This window comes from Carnobacterium sp. ISL-102, from assembly GCF_018612935.1.
Classification (GTDB): Bacteria; Bacillota; Bacilli; order Lactobacillales; family Carnobacteriaceae; genus Carnobacterium_B; species Carnobacterium_B alterfunditum.
Genome location: NZ_JAGGRF010000054.1, coordinates 1 through 12,559, shown reverse-complemented (window position 1 = coordinate 12,559; position 12,559 = coordinate 1). Strand labels below are relative to the sequence as shown.

Genomic DNA, 12,559 nt, shown 5'->3' with positions numbered 1-12,559 from the left:
GGACTAAAATATCATACAGTTGACGGTACGGACTAGAATTTTGTGATACTTGTTTACGTAACATCCTCGTCACCCCATTTTTTCTTTCATTATACTGCTTGTCCTATTCGATGAATAGCAAAAAAGCCAGATATTTCTATCTGACTTTTTCAGCAGCCTCTTCAGATAAGAATGTCCTTTTTTGGTTTTATTCTGTTCTACTTTTGCACGAATCTCGTTCAATGATCTTGTGCGGTAAGATAACTTTCATTGCTATTGTTTGTCTGCCTTCGATAAATTCAACCAATTTTTCCACTACCTGACTGCTCAAATAGTCAATGTGGACGTCGATCGAAGTTAACGCTGGTTGGATCATTTCAGCAAAAATAGAATTATTGAAACTAATAATCGAAACATCATTTGGCACCGATAATCCAATATCTTTCAAAAAATTACTTAGACTCATGGCTACTATATCATCACTCGCTACTACTGCTGTGGGATGTTCCTCAGCAAGAAATAATGCTGCCAATCGCTGTTTATACTCTGTTCCTTTAAAGGCTTCTGCGATAACATAAGTTGGATCAATGGCTATATTCGCTGCCCTCAGAGCCTGTTGGTAGCCCGATAAACGTTCAGCTGTAACCATTTCATCCATGTCGTTACAAATATAGGCAATCTTTTGATGATTTAACTCAATCACATAATTTGTTGCATCTTTTCCGGCTAATTGGTTATCGTTATCGACATATAAGATTTCATTTTCATGCTGATAAGGTTTTCCAATAATGGCATAATTCAATTTCTCCTGATACAAATAATCGATCACTTGATCTTCTTTTTTAGAATACAAGACGATAAAACCGTCTGCTCGACCACCTTTTGCCATCATTCGAATACTTTCTAATAATTCTTCTTCTGTTGTCCCTGAAGCAATAGCTACCATGTATTTTTTTTCATTACAAGTCTTACTGATACCGCGAATCATTTCTAAGAAGAAAGGATTTTGAAAGACTAAACCGTCCGATACAGGCAAAACAATTCCAATCGTATGGGTGTTTTGATTCACTAATCCTCGTGCGGCCAAATTAGGTTGATACCCAAGTTCTTTCATTATCAAACGAACTTTTTTCTTCGTTTTTTCACTAATACTTGAATGATCTTGAATCGTTCGAGAAACGGTTGAGGTCGCCACACCTGCTTTTTTTGCAACATCTTTAATTGTGATCGCCATCTGCTCACTCCCTCAACCTGTATTGTTTTGTTTCTTTCTCTTATCATAAGTTAGAAATTAACGATTAGCAAGACTGTCAAGCAGAAAAATGATAGGTTGTTTGTGAAAAGTATTGCTCTCCTGGTTTTAAAACAATTGATTGGAAATGAGGATGATGAACAGCATCCGGCAGCTCTTGCATTTCTAGAGCAATTCCTAAGTGACTACACATTTTTTTGCCCATCACTACATATTCTTCATCCATTCCGGTTGTCGAAAAAACGACGACTGCTTCTCTAGTCGTACGAATCGCCACTTGTCGACCACTTTCTGGTTCACTAAGCAAAACGTTCCCAGTGGTTAATTTAAAAGGTGTGTCATAGCCAGCAGGCTGTTTTTCTAATGCTTCGCTCATGAAAATGGGCTTTCGAAAATCGTAAGGTGTTCCATCAACTGGGATCAACCTTCCTGTTGGGCATTTATCAGCTCCAACTTCAGCATAAACAGCGCTGGAAATTTGCAATTTATGGTTTAAAATAGTCCGTTTGACTGACCCACTCAAGTTGAAATACGTATGGTTCGTCGGATTGAACAATGTTGTTGCATCCGTCTCTGCTCGAATATCCATAGTCCAAACCGCCTTTTCAGTCCATCGATAAACCACTTTTACCGTTAAGTTTCCTGGATACCCGTTGTCTCCAGCTAGACTTGTATGGGTAAAGATAATATCAATAAAATCAGCAGCTTCATTTACTTCAGTGACCCATATAATTTGACTGAAATTGGCCTGACCGCCATGAATATGATGCGGCCCTTCATTTTGAGTCAATTTATAGGTTTCCCATGTTCCGTTTTTGATCCGTCCGGCTACTCGTCCAACTAACGCACCAAAGTAAGGCGAATCCTCAATGTACTCTTCAAGAGTATCAAAACCCAACACCACGTTTTCACAGTTCCCGTTTTTATCGGGTACTTCAATGCCGGACACGATAGCTCCGTAATTTAAGCACTTAAAAACAGCACCTTGCGTAGTAGTCAGTTGGTATTCTGTTACCTCTTGATCGGCTATCCAACCGAATCGATTTTTAGTAAACTTCAACAGACTCTGCCCAAACAGCGGTCAATAAATCTGCAGTCAACTCATTGGTCGAAGCAACAACTTTAGCAGCTGCTCTCAATGTTGTTTTATCTCCAACTGCTACTGCTGCCATACCAGCACTATTGATCGATTGAACTCCTGCCGCTGCATCTTCGATCCCGATGCACTCTTGAACGGACACATTCAATTGCTTAGCTCCTGTTTCAAAAATTTCTGGGTGAGGCTTTCCTGCAGCTAATTTAGCTGGGTCTACGATCGTATCGAAGAAATCTTTCAAGCCTAATTTCTCTAAAATATTAGGTCCATTTTGACTTGCTGAAGCCAGCCCCAATAAAATACCTTTAGCTTTTAGGTCAGACAATAAGGTTTTGATTCCAGGCAAGATATCAGCAGCAGACATTTGCTCAATCATTTTTTTGTAGACATCATTTTTCTTAGTTGCTAAAGCCTCTTTTTCTGCATTTGAAAAATTTTCTTCTAAGCCGTCTTTAGCTAAGATCAAAGCTAAAGAATCGGTTCGGCTGACGCCTTTCAATTGTTCATTGAATGCTTCATCTATTTCAATTCCTAATTCGGCACCTAACGCCTTCCATGCTTGATAATGATAATTGGCTGTGTCTGTCAGGATCCCATCTAAATCAAATAATACAGCTTTCATTTTGTTTCCACCTTCCTATTTCACTACTGCTACTGCTGTTGCAGTAGTTGTTACACAAGTATATTGATTTTTTAATGAAATAACTTCTTCGTAGACTTTCATTTCTAGCGGTTCACCGGTCACTAATTCAATCATTGTAGCCGTTTGAGATACATTGATTTTCAATAAGCGTCCTCGATAATTGATATGGAATTCATAATGAGTCCAGTTTGTTGGTAATAATGGTGCAAAAGCCAATGTTTCATTTGCCGTCCGCATACCAGCAAAGCCTTCCACGATCGTTAACCAGCTACCCGTCATCGATGTGATATGCAGCCCATCTTGTGTATCATTATTGTAATTGTCTAGATCCAATCGAGCTGAACGACCATAAAGTTCAACAGCCTTATCCATTCGGTGTAGATCTGCTGCTAAAATTGCATGGATACTTGGTGAAAGACTTGATTCATGAACGGTCATTGGTTCATAAAAATCAAAATTACGCTGTTTCTCTTCTTTCGTAAATTCTTCTTTAAAGAAATAAATACCTTGCAAGACATCGGCTTGTTTAATAAAAGGCGAACGCAAGATTTTATCCCACGACCAATTCTGACTCAATGGCAGATCACTTGGAGCTAATTCAGTAACTGGACGCAAATCTTTATCCATAAAGGTATCGTGTTGGATGAATACGCCTTTTTCAGCGTCATATGGATAATACATTTTTGCAATGATTGCTTTCCATTCATCTAATTCCGCTTCCGTTACAGTCAACGCGTCTTTTTTATTTGGAGCTTTCTCTAAAGCCGCCAACGTATAATTCAATGTCCAAATTGCCATCGTATTTGTATACCAGTTGTTGTTAACATTATTTTCATATTCATTCGGACCTGTGACACCGTGCATCATATATCGGTCTTTTCCTTGGTTATAGTGGATACGATCTGCCCAGAAACGGCTGATTCCCACTAAAACATCTAATCCTTTATCCACTAAGTAACTTTCATCACCAGTATAATTCGTGTAATTGTAAATAGCATACGCCATTGCCCCATTACGGTGTATTTCTTCAAATGTGATCTCCCATTCATTGTGGCATTCAACACCAGTGAACGTTACCATTGGATAAAGTGCTCCTTTTAATCCTTGTTGACGCGCATTGTGTTCAGCTTGTGGCAATTGATTGTGTCGATAAGTCAGTAAATTTTTAGCCACTTTTTGATCAGCCAAAGCTAAGTACAATGGAACGGCGTACGCTTCTGTATCCCAGTATGTTGCTCCACCGTATTTTTCACCCGTAAAGCCTTTTGGTCCAATATTTAAACGCTCATCTTCACCATAATAAGTTGAGAATAGTTGAAATAAATTGTAGCGGATCCCTTGTTGCGCAGCACTATCGCCTCCGATGACCACATCGGCTTTCGCCCAACGTTTTTTCCATAATTCAGCATGTTGTTTTCTTAATTCTGCAAAAGAGAAAGGGATTAAGTCAGCACTCAATGCTTGGCTGAGTGTTCCTACTTCTTCTTTTGAACTGTCTCGCGAAGTTGTTAAAATAACCAACTTTTCAATAGATGCTTGTTCGCCTGCAGCTAATTTCCCAGCAAACTCCTCATTGACGCGCATATCCGATACAGTATCACAGATTTTTTCAACGCCAACGGTGCGGTTTAACATCGTAGCAGCTACTGTAAATTGTTCAATTCCAAAATCATTTGGTTTTGTTTCAACTATCAATGTGTCTTTGACTGCCATTACTGGAAGCCAGAATTTTTCTTCATAATTTGAATCTTCATTCGTAACATTACTGTCAAGACCTGGAACAAAACGTATGTCAACGGCTTCATTCAGACTAGTCACATTCATCCGAATCGCACATAATTCTTTTTGAGCTATACTAACAAAACGTTCAACCTCAACCTGTACTTGCTTCTCGTTCTTCTCAACGATATACCGGCGTGATAAGATCCCCGTCTGCATGTCTAATTCCATTTCAAATTCACGAATAGTATCAGTATATAAATCTACTGGCTCTCCATCTATAAACAAGTCCAATTGGATAAAGTTCATCGAATTGATTACTTTACCGAAGTAATTAGGGTAACCGTTTTTCCACCAGCCCACACGCGTTTTATCCGGATACCATACACCTGCTAAATAACTGCCTTGATGGTGATCGCCTGAATAGCGTTCTTCAAAATTCCCTCGCATACCCATATATCCATTTCCAATACTGGTCAAGCTTTCTTGCAATCGTCTTTGTTTTTTGTCTAATGTTTGTGTTGTGATTTTCCATTCATCTAATTCAAATAATCGTTTATTCCCCATTTTTCTTCCTCCTCGACCTGCTTGATCCATATATTTTAAAAACTGTACAGCAGACTTTTTAATGTTCTACCGCAATCATAAACGCAAACGATTGCGTTGTCAATTTCATTTAAAGGCAAATCCTATTTCTATTTACTATAACGTACTATAGATGAAACTTTCTAAAATGGCGTTACATTGAGATATTCTGTTACCGGTAACAACATTCTAATTTCGTCCACTTCTCTAGAAATCGCTTGCAAGTTCTATTTTTAGTGGGTATAATCAAAGCAATCGTTTGCATTGATTATACTATTTGAGGAGATGAACAAAAATGAAGAAAATGTTTTCATTTGATTTTTGGCAAAAACTTGGAAAGGCTTTAATGGTCGTTATCGCTGTTATGCCTGCTGCAGGTTTAATGATCAGTATCGGAAAAATGATCGTCATGTTTGGAGGCGATGTTCAATTACTAGCCGTCATAGGAAATGTGATGGAAAGCTTGGGTTGGGGTGTCATTGGGAATTTACATATTCTTTTTGCCGCTGCTATTGGGGGATCATGGGCTAAAGAACGAGCTGGTGGAGCTTTTGCCGCATTGTTAGCCTTTATTTTAATGAACGTTACTACCGGTGCTATTTTTGGTGTATCAGCAGACATGTTGGTTACTGAAGGCGCTACAACTACAACCTTATTTGGTTCAGAAATTTTAGTCAACGGGTACTTTACATCTGTCCTTGGTGCTCCTGCCTTAAATATGGGTGTTTTCATCGGGATCATTTCAGGTTTTGTTGGAGCGATAGTTTTCAACAAATACTATAACTACCGTAAATTACCAGAAGCTCTTTCCTTCTTTAATGGAAAACGCTTTGTTCCTTTCGTAGTCATCTTGTGGTCTGTGATCGTTTCTATCGGCTTAGCAATTTTTTGGCCAATCGTTCAAACGGGGATCAACAACTTTGGACAATGGATCGCTACATCTGGCGACACAGCTCCTATTCTAGCACCATTCATTTATGGAACATTAGAACGTCTCTTGTTACCTTTTGGATTGCATCATATGTTGACCATTCCAGTGAACTACACTGCTCTTGGCGGAACTTATACGATTTTGACAGGTGCAAACATTGGCACTCAAGTTTTTGGCCAAGACCCATTGTGGTTAGCTTGGGTAAGTGATTTAGTAAACTTAAAAAATAGTGGTGATACGGCGGCTTATAATGATTTATTAACGTCTATCACTCCTGCTCGTTTCAAGGTTGGGCAAATGATCGGAGCTAGTGGAACACTATTGGGTGTAGCTTTAGCTATGTACCGTCGAACAGATATTGATAAACGCAAAAAATATAAATCTATCTTTTTCTCAGCAGCTATCGCAGTCTTCTTAACAGGTGTTACCGAACCGCTTGAATTCATGTTTATGTTTGCGGCACCTTTATTGTATGTTGTTTATGCCGTGCTTCAAGGATTTTCATTCGCTTTAGCTGATCTTATTCCATTACGTGTTCATTCGTTTGGAAACTTGGAATTTCTAACTCGGATCCCAATGTCCGTCAATGCTGGTCTGATGTGGGATGTCATTAACTTTGTCCTAAGCAGCATTGTTTTCTTTGGACTTGCCTATTTTGTTTCTTATTACTTGATTGGTCGTTTCAGCTTTGCAACACCAGGTCGTTTAGGCAACTATATTGATGAAGCTTCTATTGAAGATACTGATTCGGTTGCTGTTACAACTGGAGAATCTGTTCCCGCAGCAAGTGCACAAGTTCAAAATATCATCGCTCTTTTAGGAGGTCCAACAAACATTTCTGATGTTGATGCTTGTATGACTCGCTTACGGGTTACTGTAAAAGATCCTGCAATCGTCGGTGACGAACCTGCCTGGAAAAAACTAGGCGCTTTAGGATTGATCAAAAAAAATAACGGCATCCAAGCTGTCTATGGTCCGAAAGCTGACGTCTTGAAGTCAGATATCCTGGATGCTTTAGGAGACTAATAGTTGAAATTATTAACTTTAAACACCCACAGTTGGTTAGAAGAAAAACCGTATGATAAGTTAGATACGCTTGTCGAAACCATTCTAACTAATAAATTTGACGTGATTGCTTTCCAAGAAATAAACCAATCCATCGATGGATCTGTTCTTGATCTGTCAAATCAGTTCGCTTATCAAGCGGCTGACCCTACTGTCCAAATCAAGCAAAACAATTTTGCTTTTCTTATACAGCAAAAATTAGAGCAAGCGGGTTTAAGATATGTTTGGACTTGGCAGCCAGCTCACATTGGCTACGATATCTATGATGAAGGTTTAGCCTTTTTGAGCCTTCATCCGATCCAGGAAATCAAAACCTTTTATGCTTCCAAAAGCAGAGCGTTCGATAATTATAAAACGCGTCCTGTATTAGGCGTTAAAATTGAAGACAGCTGGTACTTCAACCTTCATTTAGGTTGGTGGAATGATGAAGATGATTCTTTTAAAGAGCAATGGGCAGTGTGCTCAGCTTTTTTCAAAACATTGATCGGACCAATTTACTTGATGGGTGATTTTAATAATCCAGCACAAACAATCAATGAAGGTTATGAATTAGTGACCAGAGACTGGTTTGATACTTTCCATCTGGCAGATAAACGGGATAAAGGGTACACCGTCGAAAAAAATATTGACGGTTGGGCTGAAAATAATGAAAAGTTAAGAATCGATTTCATTTTTACAAATCACCCCTTTGAAGTTGATGTCTCAAAAGTCTTTTTTAATGGCAAAAACAATCAAATTATTTCTGACCATTATGGTGTTAGTATCACACTTATAACTGCAGAAGAACGAACCATCGTTTAATATAAAAAAGAACTCTCGACTCACAATCTTTTTGGATTGCGGATCGAGAGCTTTTTTAATACTTTCCTCACCGCTTTCAGCCATTGAAATAGCTGGCGCTAAAAGTGACCAAAAACTGGCAGCGATCATTACGCCTCCGGCAAACCCAAGCATGCCATCCATTAATTTTTGGTTGACCTTCTTAGTTGTGAACACTAAAGCGGTCATTCCCCACGTAAAGAAGGATGCAAATAGCGTTTGTACTATCGGACTTAATGAACTAAAAAAACCAATCATTCACTTCACTCCTCTCATCATAATAATACCAATTTGATCCTTCTTATTCAGTCTAATAGTCTTTTTCTTTTACCACAAACCGTTATCAACTTAACTATTTTCCATTATAGGTTCAAAATTTCGTACTATTAAAACATCACATGGAGCATTACGAATAATATATTCACTTACGCTACCCAACATCCATCTTTCAACGACATTTAAACCTGTTTTTCCAGTAATGATTAGATCTACATAGTATTCGTTAGGCATTTCTTTTGCTAAAACTATTTTTGGTGTTCCTTCTGCCAAAATTGTTTGAACTTTTTTTATTTTATATTCTTCAGCTTTTAATTTATACTCTTTTAAAATATTCTCCATTTTTCCCCTATTAGTATCTACCATTCCTAAAGCATGAGCGTTCATGTCAAATACATGTGCAATAATCAATTCACTCTCATTTATTTTTGCTATTTTAATAGCTGTATTAAATGCCTTTTCTGCAGATTCACTTCCGTCTATTGCAATCAAGATGCGTTGGTATTGTTGTGTATCTAGCATAATAACATCTCCTTTTTTTTATTTGATACTCTATTATTATAAGAATATAAACTAAATTAAAGTTCGCAATGCTTTACCGATCCGATATATCCCTTAAAAATAGTATATCACTAGATATTATTCCTCCAAAACGATACGCGTCATAAAAAGTGGAGCTTGTATGTTGCCATTAATCGTTTTTGTATCTTATAATATCCTAAAGTTATTTTTTTAATACATGGATATATGTTATTTCATGTATCATATTAGATATTATACTTACAAATATTTTCCTACTACTTTTTTAAGAATGGAGACAAAATACTTATGAAAATTGAAGTGATAGAATATCAAGAAAAATGGCCACAACTATTCAAAGATGAATCTGAAAAAATCAAAGATGTTTTTGGTAAAGAATTAATGGCTATTCACCATATTGGCAGTACTTCTGTGCATGACTTAAAAGCTAAACCAATTATCGATATCATGCCTATTGTGAAGCATATTGAAAACGTTGACTCATTCATTATCAATATGACCAAAATTGGCTATGAATCACTTGGGGAAAACGGCATAGAAGGACGTTGCTTTTTCAGGAAGGGTGGCGATATTAGGACACACCATATACACGTATTCCAAGGCGACAATAGAAATGAGATCGATCGTCACTTAGCGGTAAGGGATTACCTTCGAACACATCATGAAGCAAGAAAAAAATATGGAATTTTAAAGGAAGAGCTAGCTATAAAATTCCCCGATGACATTGACTCCTATGCAAATGGTAAAGATAAATTCGTTAAAGAACTGGAAAAAAAGGCACTACTTTGGTACAGAGAACAGTAGCAACTACCGGCCAAATCAAATAATCTCCGCTACCTCCTTCTCTTATTTTCAAAATAGAGAACAGCATTAATATAATACTATTTCGGCTAAACGATTTTAAGCAATTTCATGTATTTAAAAATGCAAACCATAAAAAAAGGTAGCCGTTAAAATTAAGCGGCTACCTTGTTTTATCAATACATAATTTTATTTATTTACTTAATCTTTAATAGTCGGAGACCATTTAAAATAACGACTAGAGTACTTCCTTCATGGATGACAACACTGATTGCTATATCCGCTAATCCTATTAAGCTGACAACAATTAAAAGAGCCACAACTGTCATTGAAAAAATAATATTTTGCCAAATAACGTGATTCATTTTCAAAGAAATCTCGTGAGCTTTTACTAATTTAGATAAATCATTTTTCATTAAAACTAAATCAGATACATCTACCGCAACATCAGTACCTTCTCCCATAGCAATACCAATATCTGCCTTTACAAGAGCCGGCGCATCATTTACACCATCTCCTACCATAGCGGTTATGCCATAGTTTTCTTTTTGTTCATTGATAATGTTAGATTTATCTTCCGGCATGACATTTGCAATTACTTCATCTACTCCTAATTGTTCACCAACAGCTTTTCCTGTCATCTCAGAATCCCCAGTAATCAATGTGGTGTGGACACCATGCTTCTTAAAATAATCTATTGTTGCTTTAGCATTTTCACTTGCAATATCCATTAATGCAATAAGACCGATTATTTTTTCGTTTTCTGCAACGTATACAACCGTTTTACCTTCTGAAGACCATTCTTCATTCAAACGTACATAGTCACCCGATACACCTTCAAAAGAAGTTGGTTTGCCTATACGATAAGTTTTTCCGTTGTGATCGCCTGTTAAACCATTTCCAATCTGATTTTCTACTGCAATAGCTAATTGATTTTTTGGTTCGAACTTTTCTAAAATAGCACTTGCTAATGGGTGATTTGATTCTTTTTCAAGAGCCACTACGATATCAATAATATTTTCATCTTCCACAGAGTCAGCAAAATGATAATCTGTCACTTCTGGTTTTCCTTTCGTTAAGGTTCCTGTTTTATCAAAGGCGATGGCTTTGATACCGGCTAATTGAGATAAATAGGCACTTCCTTTTGAAAGCACGCCTCTTTTTGCTAGATTCGAAGTAGCTGACAACGTTACGGATACGGTAGCTGCCGCTAGAGCACACGGTGAAGCTGCTACTAAAAGAACCAACCCTCTATAGATACCTTGTGACCATGTCCAATCTAAAAGAATCGGAGCAAGTACCATAACGAGTGGGATTGTCATTAAAACAAATTTAACGTATTTAGGTTCAAATTTTTGGATAATGCTAGAAGCTTTTGTTTGATTCTCTTGATTTTGATTCACTAGTTGTAGTATCTTTGAAAAAACGGTATCTTTATTTTCTTTTGTCACTTCCATTGAAAAAGTACCTGTTCCATTAATTGTACTCCCAAAAACTCCGTCTCCTTGAGTCTTCTCTTTGGGCATACTTTCACCATTAATGGAGGATTCATCAATAGAGGTAGATCCAGACAAAATTACTCCGTCAATGGGTACTTGGTCACCATTTAGTACTTGAAGTTGATCTCCTACTTTTAATTCATTAACGTTAACAATGATTGTTTTTCCATCGGACATGATTAGTCTAGCAGTCGTTGGATTCATTTCAAGTAACTTTGTAATTTCCCTTTTACTTCTTCCTTCAGCGTATTCTTCAAGAAAATGTGATCCTGAGAAGATAAGGATCAATAAAGCTCCTTCCCAAAAACTTCCTATCAAAAAAGCACCTATTGCAGCAATCCCCATTAAAATATGAGAATTAGGTGTAAATTTATGTTGAGTTTTAGAGTTCTCAATCGTTTCTCCAATTCCTTCAAGAATAATAACATGGTAACCAGCACTGATTGAACCGATTAAAAAGAAACTATTTTGTAATAGATTGGTTTCTCCACCTAAAAATAACGCAATGAGTGACAATACGAAACCAACAAAATACAAAACGATTGGCATTTTTCCATCCTCATGGTCATGATTGTGACCATGCTCTTCATGTGAGTGTTCCTCGTGTAATTGTTTTTCTTGAATATCTTCCATTTCTATCACCTTTCTTGTTAAAACTATTATTTTCTAAAATCGTAATGTTTACGAATTACATATGAATAATCATTCATATGTCTGTAAATTCATTATATTCCGCAATACCTGATTTGTCAAAGAAAAAGTCATTTTATTTAATTGAAAATAAAAAGAGCTATACAACTACTCTTATAGAAAAGTCTTGCTTTATAAAAATCTTATGATAATCTATCTATGAACGAACACACATATGAAGGAGAGGGAATCTTATGAACCCACCATCAACGGCTTTATTAAAAAATGAATCTATCCAAGAGGTAAGTAAAATATTTAAAATGATTAGTGATCCTACACGACTTTCAATTTTATTTCTTTTGCATAAACAAGAACTTAGTGTTGGATCTATTGCGCAGTCATTGAGTATGGAACAATCAGCAATTTCTCACCAATTAAAAACTTTAAAGACTTCAAGATTAGTAAAATCAAAAAGAGTTGGTAAAAGTATGATTTACAGCCTTGACGATCTTCATATTTTTAGTATTCTTGAGCAAGTTTTAACTCATATTAAAGAAAAAGAAAAATAAAGACAATCTACAAGACTAAAATGATTTTACGATTCATTATCTCAAATAAAAAAGGCAGCGAGTTAAATTCGAGGCTGCTGAAAAAGTCAGATAGAAATATCTGGCTTTTTTGCTATTCATCGAATAGGACAAGCAGTATAATGAAAGAAAAAATG

General features: G+C 36.7%; 10 protein-coding genes. 4 read left to right on the top strand and 6 right to left on the bottom strand.

The features are described 5' to 3' along the window. Positions 1-187: 187 nt before the first annotated feature. From J7E16_RS11315 to mdxK, 4 genes are all read right to left on the bottom strand, one after another. Entirely contained in the window at positions 188-1,213 is a 1,026-nt protein-coding gene (locus tag J7E16_RS11315; RefSeq protein ID WP_214891735.1) for a LacI family DNA-binding transcriptional regulator, read from the bottom strand. A gap of 76 nt (positions 1,214-1,289) precedes the next feature. After that, positions 1,290-2,291: an aldose epimerase family protein gene (locus tag J7E16_RS11310; protein ID WP_214891733.1), complete on the bottom strand. Its 1,002-nt coding sequence runs from the start codon at positions 2,289-2,291 to the stop codon at positions 1,290-1,292. Then, positions 2,278-2,949, bottom strand: a complete 672-nt coding sequence (pgmB, locus tag J7E16_RS11305) for a beta-phosphoglucomutase (protein WP_034545985.1) — start codon at positions 2,947-2,949, stop codon at positions 2,278-2,280. The genes J7E16_RS11310 and pgmB overlap by 14 nt, the downstream gene beginning before the upstream one ends. A 15-nt stretch (positions 2,950-2,964) precedes the next feature. Beyond that, positions 2,965-5,256, bottom strand: a complete 2,292-nt coding sequence (mdxK, locus tag J7E16_RS11300) for a maltose phosphorylase MdxK (protein ID WP_214891731.1) — start codon at positions 5,254-5,256, stop codon at positions 2,965-2,967. 313 nt (positions 5,257-5,569) lie between these two features. Here mdxK and J7E16_RS11295 point away from each other — a divergent pair, with 313 nt between their 5' ends. Both J7E16_RS11295 and J7E16_RS11290 read left to right on the top strand, forming a co-directional pair. After that, on the top strand, positions 5,570-7,231 hold the full coding sequence (locus tag J7E16_RS11295; RefSeq protein ID WP_214891729.1) for a PTS transporter subunit IIBC: 1,662 nt from the start codon (positions 5,570-5,572) through the stop codon (positions 7,229-7,231). 3 nt (positions 7,232-7,234) lie between these two features. After that, positions 7,235-8,071, top strand: a complete 837-nt coding sequence (locus J7E16_RS11290) for an endonuclease/exonuclease/phosphatase family protein (RefSeq protein ID WP_214891727.1) — start codon at positions 7,235-7,237, stop codon at positions 8,069-8,071. Positions 8,072-8,437: 366 nt separating this feature from the next. On the opposite strand, the gene J7E16_RS11285 is transcribed toward J7E16_RS11290, so the two are convergent. Continuing rightward, positions 8,438-8,887 carry a universal stress protein gene (locus tag J7E16_RS11285; RefSeq protein WP_214891725.1) on the bottom strand — a complete coding sequence of 150 codons (450 nt, stop codon included), beginning with the start codon at positions 8,885-8,887 and terminating at the stop codon, positions 8,438-8,440. A gap of 306 nt (positions 8,888-9,193) precedes the next feature. On the opposite strand from J7E16_RS11285, the gene J7E16_RS11280 reads away from it, so the two are divergent. Continuing rightward, positions 9,194-9,709 (top strand): GrpB family protein, encoded by a 516-nt coding sequence (locus J7E16_RS11280; protein WP_214891723.1) that lies wholly within the window; start codon positions 9,194-9,196, stop codon positions 9,707-9,709. Positions 9,710-9,903: 194 nt separating this feature from the next. Here J7E16_RS11280 and J7E16_RS11275 read toward each other — a convergent pair whose 3' ends face one another. Continuing rightward, positions 9,904-11,838, bottom strand: a complete 1,935-nt coding sequence (locus J7E16_RS11275) for a heavy metal translocating P-type ATPase (protein ID WP_214891721.1) — start codon at positions 11,836-11,838, stop codon at positions 9,904-9,906. Positions 11,839-12,089: 251 nt separating this feature from the next. On the opposite strand from J7E16_RS11275, the gene J7E16_RS11270 reads away from it, so the two are divergent. Beyond that, positions 12,090-12,404 (top strand): ArsR/SmtB family transcription factor, encoded by a 315-nt coding sequence (locus J7E16_RS11270; protein WP_214891719.1) that lies wholly within the window; start codon positions 12,090-12,092, stop codon positions 12,402-12,404. Positions 12,405-12,559 lie beyond the last annotated feature (155 nt).